The sequence below is a fragment of the Mycobacterium sp. genome (assembly GCF_965229105.1).
In the GTDB taxonomy this organism is placed as follows: domain Bacteria; phylum Actinomycetota; class Actinomycetes; order Mycobacteriales; family Mycobacteriaceae; genus Mycobacterium.
The window spans coordinates 3,821,045-3,838,631 of sequence record NZ_OZ245858.1 but is presented as its reverse complement, the minus strand read 5'-3'; the positions used below and the strand labels follow the sequence as shown (position 1 = coordinate 3,838,631).

Here is a 17,587-nt window from a genome sequence, read left to right as displayed (position 1 = left end):
CCGCGATGATAGAGAGGTGGTCGAGCTCACGCGATACCAGGACGGCTGGTCGAGCGTGGCGGTGTCCCTGGACAGGGCGGTAGCGCGCGAGGGAGACGCCCTGGTCTTTGTGACGAGCTACGACGACGACGGCAGCACCTTCACCTCGGAATCCCGAGTTTCCGTCGACGATTTCATCGCCAGAGGCGCCGGGCCATGGCCCTGGTATGACCTCGGCGATAAACGCGACGGCGTCCTGCGCGTCATCGACGCCCTCGATGTCGAGCCGCCCGCGTGGATCGAACCTCTACCGCCCGCCGTGGCGGATCTGTTCGACCGGGCGCGGCTAGGCAGCTCCACCCTGGCCGGGTTGCTGGCCACCGGGATCGACCCCGACCCGCTCGACCGCTGCGGCGCGTCCCCCCTGTGGTACGCGGTGCGCTCGCTCTCGACGCTCACCCCGGTCACGTTGATCGACGCGGGCGCAGATCCCGAGCGGCGGATCGAATTGACGGCACGGGGAACGATATTCACCACGATCATGCACGAGATCGCCCGGCGCGGGCGCAGCGCGGCGCTGCGCCATGCACTGCGACGAGGGGTGGATCCATCAGTGCGGGATTCCGACGGCGCGACGCCCCTGCATGTGGTCGGTGAGGATATCGACGACCCGGATCTGGTCCGTGCCCTCGTGGCCGCCGGTGCTGAAGTCGATGCCGTGATGTTCGACGGCGCGCAGCCGATCGACACCGCAGCCCGGCGGGTGCTGCCCGCGACGGTCGCGGCACTGGTCGAACTGGGCGCCGATGCGGCACGCGGGCTGGATTCGCTGCTGTCCTGGTGGGTGGTCGGCTCGCGCTTCGCCGGGTATCGAGCGGCCGACGTCGCCGCCGTCGCGGAGATCCTTCGGGTGGGCGGGGCCGAGGTAACCGATCACCACCACCGGTTGGCCGCCGGCGTCGGCGACGCGGCGGTGCAAGCCGCGCTGCGGTAGGCATGTGAGACGTTGGCCGCAGGTGAGCTGTTCCAAACATTTTGCGGGACAACGGGAATGCCGCGGACCCGGCTTCGCTATCGCGCCAACGGGCTATAGAACACCAAGCCGTTGCCCTTGTTGTCGTAGACAACCGCGCGGCGTTCGTGGGCATCGTCATAGGGCCCCTTGACGATGCCGCCGCCGCTGGCTTCGATGGCTTTGGCTGCCGCGTCGACATCAGCGGTCTTGATCCCGACGACAACCTGACCGGGGATGGGGTGGTCCACGGCGGTCGCCAACGCGAGTGTCACCGGTCCCCCGTCGAGTGCGGCAAAATGAGCTCCGTCACGGAACTTCAGTGTCATTCCCAGGTTCTCGCTGTAGAACCGGATCGACTCGTCCAGGTCGTCGGTCGACAGGATGATCATCTTGACTTCATGGTCGCTCACAGGTGCCTCCTCAGGCAACGTCACTTCGCCGCACAGAACTGTACTGAACTCGCGCCGACCTGGTGCAGGACGAGGCGCCCGGCACGTGTTGAACGAAAGTCAGGTCAGGCCAGGTGCTCGCCGAAGAAGGCCAGGATGCGCCGCCAGGCATCCTCGGCCTCCGGCTCGGAATACAGGAATCCGGCTGCATTGACGATGAATTGGAGCGGTGCCGGGGTGCCGAAATCGTTCATGAACGAGTGACCGACGCCCGGATACTCCTTGACGTCATGCGCAACGTCACCCTCGGTGAGGATTCGCTCCAGCTTGGCCGCCGCACCCGGCAGCATTCGGTCCTTGGCCCCGTAACTGGCGACCGTCGGGCAGGACTGCCGTAGCCGATCGGTGTCCTTGGGCCAGTTTCCGTAATTGGGGGCCGCCGCGTCGAAGGCGCCGCCGGGTGCGAGTTGCAGCGCGAAGCCGCCGCCCATACAGAAGCCGATGATGCCCACCTTGCCGCTGCAGCGTGGATCCGCAGCGACATGGTCGCGGGCGGCGACGATATCGTCGATCGCCGCGCCCGAACCGGACGCCAATGTACGAAACGTGCTGACAACACAGCGCGCCCGGTTCCCGCGCCGATACAGCGCGGGCGCCACCGTCAGATAGCCGGCCGCGGCCAACCGGTCAGAGATGCGTTTGACATCTCCTGTCAGGCCGAATGCGTCATGGACGACGACGACACCCGGCCATGGCCCAGAGCCCGCCGGTTCGGCCTGATATCCGGGCAGCGGACCCGCAGGGGCGGCGAACGTGATTTCGGGCATACCGGGCGCCTTTCGACGGAATACTGCGTCGCACAACGTGGTTAAATTACTCGTCGGTGTCTCGCATGCCCCGGGTACCAACCTCAGTCGCCACGAGCGACCACTTGCCGAGAGGCGCACGCAGGCACCGACACCCTGGCCGCCGGCACTGATGTGCCGGCGGTTTTGTGGTTCTAGTGCGACGTTACCTTGGCGCCGTTGCGCTTCGAGGGGTTCGACACATCCTCGAAGACCATCCGGACGGTCGTGCCGCGCTTCGAGGTGTCGATGCTGGCGCTGTCGGCCAATAACTGAATCAGTGGTATGCCGCGCCCACCCGTACGCATCCGCTGCGCAGGAGTATTTTCTCGCCACCGACCCCGGTCAGCGACGATGAGCGTCAAGGCCAAGTGGGCGGGATCATGTTCGGCGGTCAGGGTGATGGGACCGGGTGTGTCGGCCGAGAGGTACGCGTACTCAGCGGCGTTGGCCAGCGCTTCGTACACAGCGAGCACGACATCGTTCTGGCGCACCGAATCCAGATCACACTGGCACTGCAGCCAATGTCCCAAGTCTTTCCGCGTCTGGGACACCGAATACGGGTCGGTGTCGATCACCCACTCAAAACGGGCTGCTGCGGGGAGCTGGGAATGTCTCATAACAGCTAGGGGGCTACCCCGTCAGCTGTGGTTTATGCACCCAAGGCGGACAAGGCTTCGTCACGGGTCGCATACAGGCTGACAATATCGGCGATACCGACCAGCTTCAGCGGCCGACTTGTCACCGGTCCGTCGGCCACCACCGCGAACTTGACCTCCGGCGATGCCTGGTCATGGGCACCGACCAAGACGCCCATCCCTGCCGATGCAAGGAACTCCACGTCGGTCAAATCAATGACAAGTGCCGTGGGCGTCTTGCCGAGCGCCGTGCTGATCGCATCCTCCAGAGTGGGGGCGGTCAACATGTCGACGACACCGGAAACGGCCAGAATTGCGACGCGACCGAACCACTCTTCACCGATGACACACGCGGCCGAATTGGCAGCTCCGTTGGCGACATCAGATTGCTCAGTCAAGATTCACCTCTCATTGCACGTCAACCGGACTGACCGGCGACATGCGTCCTACTCACAAGGCTGTTGCTGAACCCGGCAAGGACTACTAATTGCGCTATTGCAAGGCTATCCCAGATACCCCGGGCGAACGATTCCGCCCGCAGCACCGCGACGGCTCCGCCAGTCGTTTCGCCAACCGAGTGACACTCGGCGGCGGGTCTGTAAAGCTGGCAATGTGCTTGAGCCTGGTTCCGGGAGCGATACCGATCCCTCCACCCGCGAACGAATCCTGGCCGCCACCGCGGAGGTTCTCGGCCGGAGCGGGACGACGAAGCTGAGCCTGTCTGACGTCGCGCTGCAGGCCGGCGTATCGCGGCCGACGCTCTACCGCTGGTTCGGGTCCAAAAAAGAACTCCTCGACGCGTTCGGTCACTGGGAGACGCATATGTTCGACAGCGGTATCAACGCCAAAACCGCGGGCTTGCGCGGTGCGGAAAGGCTCGACGCCGCATTGCAATTTATTGTCGACTACCAGCAGTCCTATTCGGGTGTGCGGATGATCGATATCGAACCGGGACATGTGATCGGGCGGCTCGCGGTGGTGATCCCGACCATGCGGGCGCGGCTCGAACAGCTGATCCCGGGGGCCAAGGGTTCGGTGGCGGCGGCAGCCGCGGTACGGGTGGCGGTCGCGCATTACGTCGTACGCAGCGACGACGCCGACCAGTTTCTCGCCCAGCTCCGCCACGCGGTGGGCCTGCGCGACCGGTAGCGCCCGCCGTCACCGCGCCGAGTCAGGGTGCTTTCTGCCCGCATCTGAGCGAATCCGACGCAGCCACCCCATCGCCTTTCGCTCAGATGCGGGCAATTCGCACCGGCCTCCCGGGCCTTCCGGCGCCCAACGGCACAACCTGTCAGCTGAACCGGTCGCGAATACCCGCCAGCATCGCCCGATGCGCCGCCACTGCCTGGCGCACCGTCGTGGTGAACAACGGTCGCGGCGCACTGATCCGCATCCGTTCGGTCACCTCGGTCCCGCCGGTCCCCGCGGGTTCGAACGACACCACGGTATGCAGTCGGACCTGCGGGAACTGCCGGGAATCGGCCAGCACATCACCGGTGACGGGCACGGTCAAGGTGGCCTCGTAGGTGATCGGCAGCGTCAGCGGGCCGAGCGGGATCCGGTCGCGCACGCGGTAGGTCTGCACATAACCCATCGGCGTCTCTGATCGGGAGACCGTCTCCACCGCCACCACCAGCGGGTGCACCGCCTTGATGTTGTCGAGGTCGAGGTAGAAGGCCCGGACATCGGCAGGTGCGGCGGGCACGGTGTCGGCAACGGTGCGTTCGGTGACGGCGATCCACAGGCTCACGCGTTCAACCTAGTACTGTGCTGCTGTGCGATCGCTTAGCATTGCTGCGGTCGACGGATGGGAGATCACCACATGACGGAGACGGTCACCGCTCGCTACGCAGGTACCCGGATGCCGCGGATCGAGGACACCCGGCTGTTGACCGGCCACGGCACCTTCGTCGACGACATCATGCGGCCCGGTATGTGGCACGCCTGCTTCCTGCGCAGCCAGTACGCCAGGGCGAAACTCAACGGCATCGACGCCAGCAAGGCGCTGGCGATGCCCGGTGTGCATGCGGTGCTGACCGCAGCCGATCTCAACCCTGAGGCCAAAGAGGCCTGGCACGCCGTCACCGGCAGGGACGTCGCCGACACCCCGCGTCCGCCGCTGGCCGAAGGGGAGGTCAAGTTCGTCGGCGATCCGATCGCCTTGGTGATCGCCGAGAGCCGCTACCTCGCCGAGGACGCCCTGGAACGCATTGACGTCGACTACGAGCCGCTGCCCGCACTGGCGGATTTCACCAAAGCCGCCACCGCCGGCGTCAGCGTGCACGAGGCCTATCCGGACAACGTCGCCGGCGGGTTGGCCGGGATGCCGCCGGATGAGGAGCTCTTCGCCGCCGCCGCGCACGTCGCGCACGCCCACGTCTACCAGCAGATGTATGTGCCGGTGCCGATCGAAACCCGCGGTCTGGTCGTCGAATGGGAGAAGTCCTCCGGTGAGCTCACCCTGTGGGCCTCCACCCAGACACCGCACGAACTGCGCGCGTTCTGCGCCCGACTGCTCGGCCTGTCCGCGCAGAAGGTCCGGGTGATTATGCGGGACACCGGCGGTGGCTTCGGCCAGAAGGTTGTCCCGATGCGCGAAGACATGTGCATCATGTTGGCCGCCCGCAAGGTGCCCGGCGCGCTGAAGTGGATCGAGGACCGCCGCGAGAACCTGATGTCGGCCGGGCAGTCCCGCCACGTCGACGGCAACGTCCGGATGGCCTTCGACGACGACGGCAAGATCCTGGCCGCCGATATCGACTTCGTGCAGGACATCGGCGCCTACCCCACGCCGTACCCGGTGTTGACCACCGCGGCCATCGGCATGTTCTTCCCCGGGCCCTACCGAGTCCCGAAGGCGAGCTTCGCCTATCAGACGGTGTTCTCCAATACCGCTGGGCTGCATGCCTATCGCGGGCCGTGGCAGTACGAGACACTGTCGCGGGAGATCCTGCTCGATATCGCCGCGCGCCAGATGGGCATGGATCCCGTCGAGCTGCGACGGATCAACATCCTGCGCGGTGACGAGATGCCGTTCGTCAACCCCAACGGCATGCCCTATGACCATGTCGCGCCCGCGGACACCTTCGAACAGGCCGTGAAAATCCTTGACCACGAGGGTTTTCGGAAGGAACAGGCCGAGGCGCTGGCCCAGGGCCGCTACCTCGGCCTGGGCTTCTCGGCCTATATCGAACCCACCGGCGCCGCGACCGGCCACCTGGCCACCGAGGGCTGCACCATGCGGATGGAGCCGACCGGCAAGATCAACGTTTACGTCAACGGTGGCTCGTCGGGGAACAGCCTGGAGACGACGGTCGTGCAGCTGACCGCGGACGTGCTGGGCGCCGATATCGACGACGTGTCCACCATCCAGGGCGATACCGCCGTCACCCCGTACGGCGCGGGCACCCAGGGCAGCCGCAGTGCCCCGATGACTGCGGGCGCTGTCAACGAGGCCGGCATGATCCTGCGCAAACAGCTCATCGCGATGGCCGCCGCCCGCCTCGGCGTGGAGTCCGGCGATATCGAGCTGTGGGGGTCCAGAGCTTCGGTGAAAGACGATCCCGAGAAGTCGGTCAGCTTCGCCGATCTGGCGTACCGCGCCCACTATGAGCCGCAGCAGTTGCCGCCGGGGACCTCGGCACTGTTGGAGTCGACGGCACGGTTCGCGTCACCGCCCACCTCGATGATCCACTGGGCCAACGCCACTCACGCCTGTACCTGCGAGGTGGATATCGACACCGGCCAGGTCACGCTGACCCGTTACATCGTCAGCGAGGATGTCGGCCCGATGATCAACCCCAACGTGGTCGAGGGTCAGGTGGCCGGCGGCACTGTGCAGGGCATCGGCGGCGCGCTGCTGGAATCGCTGGCGTATGACGCCGACGGTAATCCGTTGTCCTCGACGTTCGTCGACTATCTATTGCCGACCGCCAGCGAGGTGCCGCCGATCGAATTCGGTCACGTCGAAATCCCGGGTCCCGGCGTCGGCGGCTACAAGGGTGCTGGCGAGGGCGGCGCGATCGGTTCGACGCCGGCCGTCATCAATGCCATCAACGACGCGCTGGCCCCGCTGGGTGTCACCGTGACCCAGCTGCCAGCCAGTCCATCGACGATCATCGGCCTTATCGAGGCGGCCCAGCAACAGCAGAAGGAACAGCAATAGTGCAGTTGGTCAATGAATTTCGGGTTCCGGTGCCGATCACCCAGGCCTGGGAGGTGCTGACCGACGTCGAGCGGATCGCGCCGTGCATACCCGGCGCGCAACTGCTCAGCGTGGACGGCGACGAGTTCACCGGCGCGGTCAAGGTCAAGGTCGGACCGATCTCGGTGGCCTACCAGGGTGAGGCGTCGTTCCAGGAGAAGGACGCCGCAGCACGGCGAGCGGTCATCAAAGCCCTCGGCAAGGAGACCCGCGGCCAGGGCAACGCCGCCGCGGTGGTCACGCTCGAACTCAAAGACGAGGGGGACGCGACGACCTGTTTGTTGACCACCGACCTGACCATCTCCGGAAAGGCGGCCCAGTTCGGCCGGGGGGTGCTGGCCGATGTGTCGAGCAAGCTGATCGGTCAGTTCGCCCAGCGCCTGGAAGCTGATCTGCAAAGCACCACTGCCACCGCCACTTTCAGCGCGCCTGCGACGGCCCCCGAGGAGGCCGCCGCAGTCGATCTGAACCTGCTGTCGGTTATCGCCGCTCCCCTGGCGAAGCGGGCGCTACCGGTGGTCGGCGGCCTGATCGTCGGGCTCATCGTCGGCCGCCTGCTGGCCGGACCTCGTAAGCACTACGTGGTGCTGTTACCCGCCAACTGACCGGCGGCCTGGTGCACCGCGTCGACAATTCCCTGATACCCGGTGCACCGGCAGAAGTTCCCGGACAGGCCCTCGCGGATCTCGGTGTCGGTGGGCTGCGGGTTATCGCGCAATAGCGCCGTGATCGACATGACGAATCCCGGTGTACAGAAACCGCATTGGAGGCCGTGACAGTCACGCATGGCGGCCTGCACAGCCGACAGCTCACCGTCGGGTGATGCCACACCCTCGACGGTGTCGATCTCCGTGCCGTGCGCCTGCACCGCGAAGATCAGGCACGACCGCACGGCGTCACCGTTGAGCAGCACCGTGCACGCGCCGCACGCCCCGTGCTCGCAGCCCAGGTGGGTGCCGGTCAGGCCGCAGCGCTCACGCAGGAAATCGGCCAGCGTCATCCTCGGTTCAACCGCCCCCTCAAACGGTCGGCCGTTGACGGTCATGTCGATCGGCAGCTCATGCATCAGTCGCCCCTCCTTGTGCTTCGGTGACGGCATCGCTCAGCGCGCGGGCAACCATCGCCGCGCCGACCCGTTTACGGTATGTGGCCGAACCCTGCAGATCACTGGGCACCTCGGCGAGTTCGCTCATCGCCAGGGCACCGATCTCACCCGCGTCGATCTCGGCGACAGTGCGGCCGAGCACTGCGGTTTCGGCCGGGGTGCCGCGCAGCGGCGTCGACCCCAGACCCAGCAACCCGATACCGCAGCGGGTGACCCGGTCCTCGGCGTCGATCTGGACCGCCACCGTCGCGCCGGCGATCGCGAAATCACCGTGGCGCCGGGCGAATTCGTGGAAGCCGAAACCGCTGCGCGCACCCCAGATCGGGAAGCCGACGGCGGTCAGGACCTCACCGGGTGCCAGCGACGTCTCCCATAGCCCGGTGAAGAAGTCACTCGCCGGTATCCGCCGAGTACCCGCCGAGGATGCCGCCTCGATCTCGGCGTCCAGGGTCAGGGCGACGGTCGGGAACTCCCCCGCCGGATCTCCGTGCGCGACGGCGCCGCCCAGGGTGCCGCGGTTGCGGATCTGAAAATGCCCGATATGGGGCGTGACGCGCGTCAGCAGCGGTACCGCGCCGGCGATAGCGGCGTCTCGGCCCACCGCGGAATGGGTGGTGGCCGCCTTGACCCAGACGGTGTTGTCACGGATCTGGACACCCTTGAGTTCGGCGACCGTGGAGATATCGATGAGGTTCTCGAAATGGGTCAACCGCATGGCCAAAAGCGCGGCCAGGCTCTGTCCGCCGGCCAGGATCTTGCCGTCGTCGCCGTAGTAGGCGAGCGTTTCGGTGATTTCGTCGACGGTGTCGGGGCGGTGGTAGGCGAAGGGGGCTGCCTTCATGTGAGACCTATGCTGTGCACTCGCTCAGTTTAGAGCACGCGTTTCGTCTCGGGGCCGCGATCAGCCAACGGTTGTACGCTGCTCGGCGATCACGAACGCAGGAGGCCGACTTGGACGTCCGTTTCATCACCCCCGCGGGAGTCGAGCAGCACGACGCGGCCGACCTCACTGCACTGCTGGCCCGAGCCGACGGGCTGCTCTGGGTGGACGTGCCAGTCTGGGACGAGCAAGCCGAGGACATCCTGACCGCGACGTTCGGGTTCCACGAGCTCGCCATTCACGATGCGGCGAAACGTAATCACGTACCGAAAGTGCATCGCTACGACGATCACCTGTTTCTGGTGCAGTTCGCCCCCCAGCCCGGGACCAGGGGTCACGTGCACTACGTCGAGCTCGACCAGTTCATCGGTGAGCGGTACCTGGTGACCGTGCACGGCCCCGTCAATCCCGCGGTCGATCAATCCGCGGCGATGGTCGAAGTGGAGGCCGTGCTGCGGCGGCTCAACAAGGGAAAGTTCAAGCCCGCCAATGCTTTCGAGCTATCCCATGCGGTGAACAAGGCTTTGGTGACCCGGATGCGCGGCTATCTCACCGAGCTGACCCAGGAGGTGTGGCAGCTCGAACAGCGCGTTTCCGGGGGTCATCTCGGCAATCCCGAACCGTTCCTGGACGAGTTGTTCTGGGTCCGGCACGGCCTGCTCACCATCAGCACCATGGCCGCGACCAATCGTGAGGTGATGGGCCGGATGGTCACCATCGGTGCCTTCGGCGAAGGTGATACCCACGCGCTGCTGGAGGATATCGTCGACCGTTTCCAGCGGCTCTCGGTGATGGCCGACAGCCAGAAGGCCTATCTGCAGGGGGCGATCGAGTTCTACCAGGCGCGAACCACCACAAAGATGACGGTCGCTGCCGAACGGCTCGCGATGATCGCGGCCGTCACCGCCCCGGTCACCGCGGTGTCCTCGGTTCTCGGCATGAACCTGATCGTCAATCAGGACACTCAGTGGCAGGCGATCTTCATCTCCGTGCTGGTCATGGTGGCGCTGGCGACGGTGCTACTGCTCTGGGCCAAGCGCCGCGGCTTTTTCTGACGTGCCCCGCCGCGTCGCGCCCCAGAGCCCGACGCCGATACCCACGGCCGCACCGCCGAGGCCGATGAGCTGCTCGGACCGCTTCAGGTCGTGGTGCACGCTCAACCCGCCGAGCAGGTCCGCCGCGTCGGCCCCACCGGAGGCGAGGAACCAGCCGCGGGTGTTCTTCCCGCGCAGCGCCGCGCTCGCGAGCAGACCGCCGATCAACGCGTCGCGGTAACCCATCGAATACAGCAGGAGTCGGTGGGTGCCCTGCGGCACGTCCGTCGCACCCCACAACCGGTTGGCCCGGACGGGGTCGATGAGGAACTGGATGCCAGAGGCAAGGCGAATACTGCCCGCGACGAGCGCGGCACGGTCGATCGACATGGCTGGCAGCCTAGGGTCAGTTCTTGGCTCGCACGCCCAGAATGTGAAACACATACTCGGGAGCGACAATAAAGGCCAGCGACTGCACCGGAACCTGAGCCAGTACGTCCTCGGTCAGCGGCTGCCGATACTGCAGCGACAGCTCCCCGTGGAAGCGGGGGTCGACACGGCCAACGTCGAGGTCCAGCCGTACCCCGTCCGCGGACAGGGTGACTTTCGCCGGCCCGCCGCTCTCGGCGTCCCAGCGTTGGTCGATCGTCGGTCCGTCCAACCGCGGGGCCGACGGGAAGGTGGCGTAGAGCCGTTTGCGGGTGATGGCCAGCATGCCGTTTCCGCGGTTGCCGCTCGCAGCGGAGAACAGGCCGGGTACCGAACCGCTGAATCGCAGGCTGACACCGACCTTCTCGGCCAGGTAGACCAGCCCTTCGGATTCGAGCTGGGCTCGTAGCTGCATCGGCACCTTGGTGCGGTTGAAGAGGTCGCGGACACTCATCTCGGGATCCTAGAACCTCACCTGCGGTGTGGGAGGTTACTATCGCGCAACCTCATTCGGGGTTCGCTCCCAAGACGAGAATATGAGTGCCATGACCGCCTGCCCACAGTGTTCCGCCCCCGTCACGGACTCCGACCGGTGCTGCGACATCTGCGGCGCGGCGCTGTCGCAGGCCAGCCGGGTCGCCATCCCGCGGGCCGTCGACACCCCCGACAGGCCGGACCGCGACGAGGCCCAGTTGGGGCCGGTCGCACTGATCACCGACCGCGGGCTCGAACATGACCGTAACGAGGATGCTGCAGCGGCCGCCATATTGGGCAGCGCGATCGTCGTCGCCGTCTGTGACGGGGTGTCCAGCTCGGCTGACGCCGACCGGGCGGCCACCGCCGCCTCGGTGGCCGGTGTCGAGGCCATGCTCGTCGCGCTCGTCCGATCGCCATCGCCACGTGCGGCGGTGTTCGCCGGTCTCGCCGCCGCGGCGCAGGCGGCCAGGGATCAGGACACCGGCCCCGACCTGGCGATCGCGCCGTCGTGCACCTACACGTCGGCGCTGGTGCTGGCGAATGATGATGGGGCCGTGCAGATTACGGTCGGCAATGTCGGTGACAGCCGGGTGTACTGGCTGCCGGACCCGCCCGCGACGCCGCAGCAGCTGACCGTCGACGACTCCGTCGCGCAGGAACTCATTGCCGCGGGCGCCGCCGCCGATTCGCCCGCCGTGCAGCGTGGTGCGCACACCATCACCCGGTGGTTGGGCGCCGATAACGACGCCGCGCCGTGGGCGGATACCAGCGTGCAGACCATCGTCGCGGAGGGCCCCGGCGCACTGCTGCTCTGCAGCGACGGGCTGTGGAACTATCTGCCCGACGCCGCCGACCTGGCCAGCTTCGTCACCGGCGCCGACGCCGCCGCGGCGGCACGCGCCCTCACCGAATATGCCCTGGCCGCCGGCGGCAACGACAACATCACCGTCGCGGTCATCCCGATCGCGCCCGCGGCTGCACAATCCGGGCACTAGTAACTCCCCACCGCGTCATCAATTGATGACGTGCCCCAGCCTTGTCACCCACCCGCCGCATACTTCGCCTATGACGGATCTGCCCGATGATCTCCGCCGCGCGATCGAAGAGTTCGAGCGGGAGTTGGAGGCTCACGAGCCGCTGGGCCCACCCGTCCCCGATCCCGTGGTCGCCGAAATCTTCACCAACGCATGCCGGCGCGAACTCGCGCTTGCCCGCGACAATCTCGCCAGTGCCCGCGAGCGATATGAAACCGCCATCCGCGAAGCCCGTACGGCCGGATATTCGTGGGGCGAGATCGGAAGACTGCTTGGCGTATCCAAGCAACAGATCCATCGCCAGTTCAGCAGGAAGATCGCCTGAGATCGGTTCAATCAGCGCCGTCCCGCCACCTGATCCGTCATGCTCGGATCGGAGCGACGGGGGTCGTCATGAAGAATGCTGCATTGGTTACCGCCCTGGCAGGGATGCTGCTGGCCGGTTGTACGACGGGATCAACGGCGGAGCACGCCACGACTCCGGCGGGCGTCACCTCTTTGTCCGCAGCCGCGAAAGCCGCGAGCTTGGTGGGGTTGGGCGAAGAGGCCGCCCCCGACACGGTGCCGTGGTCCGACGTCGGGCCGGGCTGGTTGTTGGCCACGTGGAGCCCGGCCGTCGCCAGGGACGGGTATGAGGCGACGACCACCGTGGCGACCACCCTGTACCTGGTCAATCCGAAGGGGGGCCGCTACCCGCTCACGACGTTCCCGCCGCCGGGCGACGCGGCCGCGCCCTACTTAGAAGATTGGTCGGGCGACGGTAGCAAGGCGCTGTTTTACGACTGGGGCACCGGCACCAATGCCGACCACACCACGACGTTGCTCGTCGACTTGCACACCGGCACGCAGACCCCGGTCGCTCTCAAGGCCGGTGACACGCGCTTCACGCTGCCCGATGGTAAGGCGTTGTTGTGGACCAATTCGCCGGCCGATGCTGGCCCCGCGACGCTCGAACGGTACGACCTGGCCGGCAATCTTCAACTGGCCTATCCCGTCGACCAGCTCGACAGCACCTTCAGCGGTTCGTATCTCTCCACGCCCGACGGGACCCGGCTTGTGCTGGGCACCAGCGCAGGTCTGGTCCTGATGGGTAACGACGGCACCGTCGGCGATTCGCTGTCGGTCCCCGGCCAGAAGAACTGCAATCCGGTGCGGTGGTGGGACGCTTCGACCGTCCTGGCCTCCTGCAATGTCGACAGCGAGAGCTACGCAAGCCGGTTGTGGTTGGTGCCCGTCGACGGCAGCGCAGCCACCGCGCTGACCGCGCTGAACGACGGGAGCGGAAGCCCCGATCTGGCCGATCTCAACGCATGGAAGCTGCCGGCAGGGACATTTGTCCAGGCCGCATCCGGCTGCGGGACGGTCTACCTGGCCAAACTCAACCCCGACGGCTCGACATCGAAAATCGACGTCCCTGGCACCGAGGGCAGCGTGAAGGTTGTCGGCGTCGACGGCGACCACCTTGTCCTGCAAGCGAACCTCGGCTGCGAGCGAGGCGAGTCAACACTCGACTACGACCCGGCCACCAATACCGCAACCGTTCTTCTCGGGCCGTCGGTCAACGGCGGTGGCGTGTTTACCACCCTGGCGTATGCGGGCCAGCGATAGGGCCGGCGTGGTGAAATGAGCCGTGCCGCGCAACATCTCCCGACAGACCTTCGTCCGCGGTGCACTCGGTGCCGCGGCTGCCGGTGTGCTGTTGAGTGGGTGCCGGGCGACAGCGTCGTCGGCTCCCCCATCTCAGGTGAGTGGGCCGCCGGACTGGGCCGCCCTGAGCTCGTCGTTGGACGGCGGCGTCGTCCTACCGTCTGCTGGTGACTTCGGCTCGGCGAAGGGCCTTTTCAACACCCGCTTCGCCTCGTCGACACCCGCCGCCGTGGTGGTCGTGCACTCGCCGTCGGATGTGCAGAAGGCGTTGGCCTTCGCCGCGTCCAGTGGTCTGAAGGTGACTGCTCGCAGCGGTGGGCACTCGTATGTCGGTGCCTCCGCCGCCGATGGTGCGCTGGTGTTGGACCTGCGGCAACTGCCCGGCGGTGTGGTGTTCGATGCCGCGTCCGGGTTGGCGACGGTGTCAGCCGCAGCCAATCTGATGTCGGTGCAGGCTGCGCTTGCCCCGTACGGACGGTCCATTCCAACGGGCAGCTGCCCTTCTGTGGGTGTGGCGGGGTTGACGCTGGGTGGCGGGCTGGGTGCTGAGGCTCGTCAACATGGCCTGACCTGTGATGCGTTGGAATCGGTATCGGTGGTGCTGCCGTCTGGCTCGAGCGTCACGGCGTCGGCCGATAGCGAGGCTGATCTGTTCTGGGCGCTGCGCGGTGGTGGGGCGAATATCGCTGTTGCGACGTCGTTTACGTTCCGGACGTTCGAGACCGGCGACCGGGACGTGGTGACGCTGACGTTCCCCAAGCCGGCGACCGCCCAGGTGATTCATGGGTGGTCTCAGTGGCTTGCCGCCGCGGATCGGGCCGTGTGGGGCATGGTCAATGTCACGGCGGATTCGGGCTGGCGGTGCAGCGTCATCCTGGCGACTCCCCCAGGCTCGGGGCCGTCACTGGCGGGTGACTTGGCCGCGGCGATAGGTGCTCAGCCGCTGACCAATTCGACCCGAACGCTGAGCCATATGGCCTTCGTCGACTATTTCAGCGGCGGTGCTGATGCGGTGCGGCCACGGGCATTCACAGCGGGGTCGGACATCGTCGGTGAGATGACGGAGGCGGCTGCGGAAGGGATCGTCGCGGCGATGTCAGCCTGGCCCGCGTCGGCGGGCGCGGCGACCGCGGTGGTGGAATCCCTGAGCGGAGCTGTGCAGGATGTCGCGCCGGGAGATTCGGCGTTTCCGTGGCGGCGACAGGCGGCAACCGTGCAGTGGTACACCGAGTCCTCGGAGCCTGCCGGGTCGGAGTGGCTGGGGGCTGCGCACGCGACGTTGGGCGCGAATTCGGTTGGTGGGTATGTGAATTACCTGGAACCAGGAACCTCGGCCACTCGATATTTCGGTGACAATGCAGGTCGGTTGGCGAGTATCCGTCAACGCTACGATCCGGCCACGTTGATGGTCGACGGGTTCAGTTGACCCTCCCCGTCCGCAAAAGTCGGGGCACTAGTAACTCCCCAGCGCGTCATCAATTGATGACGCCCGCCAGTCTTGTCACCCACCCGCCGCAGACTTCGTCTTCTACGCGAGCTCCGATGGTCGAATCAGCCCACACTCTCCGATTCAGGCCGCCGCGCCCTGACCTAGAGCACCTTCGAAAGAAACTCCTGCAGCCGTGGGTGTTTGGGGTTATCGAAGAGCTCAGCGGGGGGTGCGTCCTCGACGATCTTCCCGCCGTCCATGAACAACACCCGGGATGCCACCTCCCGCGCGAAGCCCATCTCGTGCGTCACCACCACCATCGTCATCCCGCCGAGGGCCAACTCGCGCAGCACTTCGAGAACGTCGCCAACCATCTCGGGATCCAGCGCGCTGGTGGCCTCGTCGAACAGCATGATCGACGGATTCATCGCCAGGGCACGGGCAATCGCGACGCGCTGCTTCTGCCCGCCCGATAGCGTCGACGGTTTCACGTGTGCCTTCTCGGCCAGGCCGACCTGATCGAGCAGAGCCAATGCCTTCTTCTCTGCTGCTGCCTTGTCCAGCTTCTTGGTCAGCAACGGAGCGAGGGTGACGTTATCGATCACCGACATGTGGGGAAACAGGTTGAAGTGCTGAAACACCATTCCGATGTGCTGGCGTACCTGGTCCAGATCAACCTTCTTATCGGTCAGATCGAACTCGTCGACCGTCACCTTTCCGGCGGTAATGTCCTCCAGCTTGTTCAGGCACCGCAGGAATGTCGACTTACCCGAACCCGACGGCCCGATGACACAGACCACTTCACCCGCACTGATTGTGGCGTCGATACCGTTGAGCACCACCAGTTCGCCGAACGACTTTTTCAGGTCTTCGATCCGAATCTTCACGGCGCCTTTGGGTTCGGCCGCCGCCGCCTCAGGAATGAGATCGGTCATTTCACCATCCTTTTCTCGAGACGGTCCGACAGCTTGGTCAGCGCCATGATGACGACGAAGTAGATGATGCCGATGATCAGCCACATGTTGAACGACTGGAAGTTTCTGGCGATGATGATTCGCCCGGTCTGTGTCAGCTCGGCAATACCGATCACCGACAGGATCGACGTGTCCTTCAAGGTGATCACGAACTGGTTGATATAGGACGGAATCATCGTGCGGATGGCCTGCGGCAGAATAACTTTCCGCATCGTCGGCAGGTAGCCGATACCCAGGCTGCGCGCGGCTTCCATCTGGCCCTTATCGACCGACTGGATGCCGCCGCGGACGATCTCGGTCATGTAAGCGCCGGCGTTAAGCGAGAGCGTAATGATGCCCGCCGTCAACGCTGACATCTGGAATCCGAGCGCCGACGGGATGCCGAAGTAGATGAAGAACGCTTGTACCAGCAGTGGTGTGCCACGGAAGATGTCGACGAACGTGGTGCCGATAGCGCGCAACCAGATCGACCGGGACACCCTGAACAGCCCGAAGATGATGCCCAGTAGCAGCGCGATCGCGATCGAGATGACCGTCAAGATGATGGTCATCTTCAGGCCTTCGAGCAGGATCGGGAACGTGCTCTTCAACAGGCCGAAGAACGAATTATCGGCGGTGGTCGCGGCTTCGCCGAGATAGCCGCTGATGATCTCGTCGTAGCGTCCCGACTCGCGCAGGTTCTTCAGACCGGTGTTGAACTTGGTCAGCAGCTCGGCGTTTTGGCCCTTGTTGACCGCGAACCCGTAGCTGGAGCCCTTCTCTTTGGGCGTAACCGTTTTCAGGCCGTTGCCCTGGGCGATCCCATAGGCCAGCACTGGATAGTCATCGAAGACGCCCACGGAATTGCCTGTACGCACTTCGTCGTACATCGATGCCGAATCGGCGAAGGAGACGATGTCGAAGCCGTACTTGTCCTTGATCGACTCGGCGAACGTGGCGCCCTCGGTGCCGTTCTTGACGGCGACCCGCTTGCCGCGCAGGTCATCGTAGGACTTGACGTCGTTATTGGAGGCCAGCACCGCCATCTGCACGCCGGACTCGAAGTACGGATCGGAGAAGTCGAACACTTCTTTGCGCTTGTCGGTGATCGACATGCCCGCGATGACGCCGTCAACCTGGTTGGCCTGCACCGCCTGCAGGGCCGCATCGAAGCCCAGCGGCTTGATGTCGACCGTGAAGCCCTGGTCCTTGCCGATCTCCCTGATCAGGTCCATGTCGATACCGACGAAATTGCCTTGCGCATCCTGGAATTCGAAGGGGGCGAAGGTCGTATCGGTGGCGATGACGTAGTTCTCGCCGGCTGCCGATGCGGTCCCGGGGGCGACGATTCCGGAGCCGATGAGGCTCACCAGCAGCGCGGTAAGCAATACCGTCAGCCGGTGCGGGAATCTTCGTGCTCGTGTCCGACTGGCGTGCCGTGACCATTCGGCTGGCATCCGTGACTCCCTTCGTGGCGTGCAGAGAATGAACCACGCTAGTACCGCGGCACGAGTCGCGCCGGTTATTGG

General features: G+C 65.6%; 20 protein-coding genes. 9 read left to right on the top strand and 11 right to left on the bottom strand.

Annotated features, from left to right (window positions below; translation table 11 throughout):
• Window positions 1–16: 16 nt before the first annotated feature.
• Window positions 17–973 carry an ankyrin repeat domain-containing protein gene (locus ADBZ9O_RS17840; protein WP_526524124.1) on the top strand — a complete coding sequence of 319 codons (957 nt, stop codon included), beginning with the start codon at window positions 17–19 and terminating at the stop codon, window positions 971–973.
• A gap of 77 nt (window positions 974–1,050) precedes the next feature.
• Here ADBZ9O_RS17840 and ADBZ9O_RS17835 read toward each other — a convergent pair whose 3' ends face one another.
• From ADBZ9O_RS17835 to ADBZ9O_RS17820, 4 genes are all read right to left on the bottom strand, one after another.
• On the bottom strand, window positions 1,051–1,404 hold the full coding sequence (locus tag ADBZ9O_RS17835) for a VOC family protein (protein ID WP_526524122.1): 354 nt from the start codon (window positions 1,402–1,404) through the stop codon (window positions 1,051–1,053).
• Window positions 1,405–1,508: 104 nt separating this feature from the next.
• On the bottom strand, window positions 1,509–2,210 hold the full coding sequence (locus ADBZ9O_RS17830; protein ID WP_526524120.1) for a dienelactone hydrolase family protein: 702 nt from the start codon (window positions 2,208–2,210) through the stop codon (window positions 1,509–1,511).
• Between the two features lie 173 nt (window positions 2,211–2,383).
• Window positions 2,384–2,848, bottom strand: a complete 465-nt coding sequence (locus ADBZ9O_RS17825) for an ATP-binding protein (protein WP_526524118.1) — start codon at window positions 2,846–2,848, stop codon at window positions 2,384–2,386.
• A 32-nt stretch (window positions 2,849–2,880) separates the two neighbouring features.
• Entirely contained in the window at window positions 2,881–3,264 is a 384-nt protein-coding gene (locus ADBZ9O_RS17820) for an STAS domain-containing protein (RefSeq protein ID WP_526524116.1), read from the bottom strand.
• A gap of 214 nt (window positions 3,265–3,478) precedes the next feature.
• On the opposite strand from ADBZ9O_RS17820, the gene ADBZ9O_RS17815 reads away from it, so the two are divergent.
• On the top strand, window positions 3,479–4,015 hold the full coding sequence (locus ADBZ9O_RS17815) for a TetR/AcrR family transcriptional regulator (protein WP_526524114.1): 537 nt from the start codon (window positions 3,479–3,481) through the stop codon (window positions 4,013–4,015).
• 142 nt (window positions 4,016–4,157) lie between these two features.
• Here the strand turns inward: ADBZ9O_RS17815 and ADBZ9O_RS17810 are convergent, their stop codons facing one another.
• On the bottom strand, window positions 4,158–4,616 hold the full coding sequence (locus ADBZ9O_RS17810) for an SRPBCC family protein (RefSeq protein WP_526524112.1): 459 nt from the start codon (window positions 4,614–4,616) through the stop codon (window positions 4,158–4,160).
• A 72-nt stretch (window positions 4,617–4,688) separates the two neighbouring features.
• Here ADBZ9O_RS17810 and ADBZ9O_RS17805 point away from each other — a divergent pair, with 72 nt between their 5' ends.
• Window positions 4,689–7,031, top strand: coding sequence for a xanthine dehydrogenase family protein molybdopterin-binding subunit (locus ADBZ9O_RS17805; protein ID WP_526524110.1), 2,343 nt, complete (start codon window positions 4,689–4,691; stop codon window positions 7,029–7,031).
• On the top strand, window positions 7,031–7,675 hold the full coding sequence (locus tag ADBZ9O_RS17800; protein WP_526524108.1) for an SRPBCC family protein: 645 nt from the start codon (window positions 7,031–7,033) through the stop codon (window positions 7,673–7,675). Before ADBZ9O_RS17805 ends, ADBZ9O_RS17800 begins: the two co-directional genes overlap by 1 nt.
• On the opposite strand, the gene ADBZ9O_RS17795 is transcribed toward ADBZ9O_RS17800, so the two are convergent.
• A complete protein-coding gene (locus ADBZ9O_RS17795; protein WP_526524106.1) occupies window positions 7,648–8,136 on the bottom strand; it encodes a (2Fe-2S)-binding protein in 489 nt (162 codons plus the stop codon). The two genes, ADBZ9O_RS17800 and ADBZ9O_RS17795, sit on opposite strands and share 28 nt — an antisense overlap.
• Window positions 8,129–9,016: an FAD binding domain-containing protein gene (locus ADBZ9O_RS17790; RefSeq protein WP_526524104.1), complete on the bottom strand. Its 888-nt coding sequence runs from the start codon at window positions 9,014–9,016 to the stop codon at window positions 8,129–8,131. The genes ADBZ9O_RS17795 and ADBZ9O_RS17790 overlap by 8 nt, the downstream gene beginning before the upstream one ends.
• A 110-nt stretch (window positions 9,017–9,126) precedes the next feature.
• On the opposite strand from ADBZ9O_RS17790, the gene ADBZ9O_RS17785 reads away from it, so the two are divergent.
• Complete coding sequence (locus tag ADBZ9O_RS17785) at window positions 9,127–10,110, top strand: magnesium transporter CorA family protein (RefSeq protein WP_526524102.1); 984 nt, start codon at window positions 9,127–9,129, stop codon at window positions 10,108–10,110.
• Here the strand turns inward: ADBZ9O_RS17785 and ADBZ9O_RS17780 are convergent.
• A complete protein-coding gene (locus ADBZ9O_RS17780) occupies window positions 10,075–10,479 on the bottom strand; it encodes a DUF4267 domain-containing protein (protein WP_526524100.1) in 405 nt (134 codons plus the stop codon). The genes ADBZ9O_RS17785 and ADBZ9O_RS17780 overlap by 36 nt on opposite strands.
• Window positions 10,480–10,495: 16 nt before the next feature.
• Window positions 10,496–10,972, bottom strand: a complete 477-nt coding sequence (locus tag ADBZ9O_RS17775) for a hypothetical protein (protein ID WP_526524098.1) — start codon at window positions 10,970–10,972, stop codon at window positions 10,496–10,498.
• A 91-nt stretch (window positions 10,973–11,063) separates the two neighbouring features.
• Here ADBZ9O_RS17775 and ADBZ9O_RS17770 point away from each other — a divergent pair, with 91 nt between their 5' ends.
• From ADBZ9O_RS17770 to ADBZ9O_RS17755, 4 genes are all read left to right on the top strand, one after another.
• Window positions 11,064–11,990, top strand: coding sequence for a PP2C family protein-serine/threonine phosphatase (locus tag ADBZ9O_RS17770; RefSeq protein ID WP_526524096.1), 927 nt, complete (start codon window positions 11,064–11,066; stop codon window positions 11,988–11,990).
• 70 nt (window positions 11,991–12,060) lie between these two features.
• On the top strand, window positions 12,061–12,354 hold the full coding sequence (locus ADBZ9O_RS17765) for a hypothetical protein (RefSeq protein ID WP_526524094.1): 294 nt from the start codon (window positions 12,061–12,063) through the stop codon (window positions 12,352–12,354).
• Window positions 12,355–12,422: 68 nt separating this feature from the next.
• On the top strand, window positions 12,423–13,637 hold the full coding sequence (locus ADBZ9O_RS17760; protein ID WP_526524092.1) for a hypothetical protein: 1,215 nt from the start codon (window positions 12,423–12,425) through the stop codon (window positions 13,635–13,637).
• A 22-nt stretch (window positions 13,638–13,659) separates the two neighbouring features.
• Entirely contained in the window at window positions 13,660–15,102 is a 1,443-nt protein-coding gene (locus tag ADBZ9O_RS17755; protein ID WP_526524090.1) for an FAD-binding oxidoreductase, read from the top strand.
• 164 nt (window positions 15,103–15,266) lie between these two features.
• On the opposite strand, the gene ADBZ9O_RS17750 is transcribed toward ADBZ9O_RS17755, so the two are convergent.
• Both ADBZ9O_RS17750 and ADBZ9O_RS17745 read right to left on the bottom strand, forming a co-directional pair.
• Window positions 15,267–16,040 (bottom strand): amino acid ABC transporter ATP-binding protein, encoded by a 774-nt coding sequence (locus ADBZ9O_RS17750; protein WP_526524088.1) that lies wholly within the window; start codon window positions 16,038–16,040, stop codon window positions 15,267–15,269.
• Window positions 16,037–17,515: an amino acid ABC transporter substrate-binding protein/permease gene (locus ADBZ9O_RS17745; protein WP_526524086.1), complete on the bottom strand. Its 1,479-nt coding sequence runs from the start codon at window positions 17,513–17,515 to the stop codon at window positions 16,037–16,039. Before ADBZ9O_RS17745 ends, ADBZ9O_RS17750 begins: the two co-directional genes overlap by 4 nt.
• Window positions 17,516–17,587 lie beyond the last annotated feature (72 nt).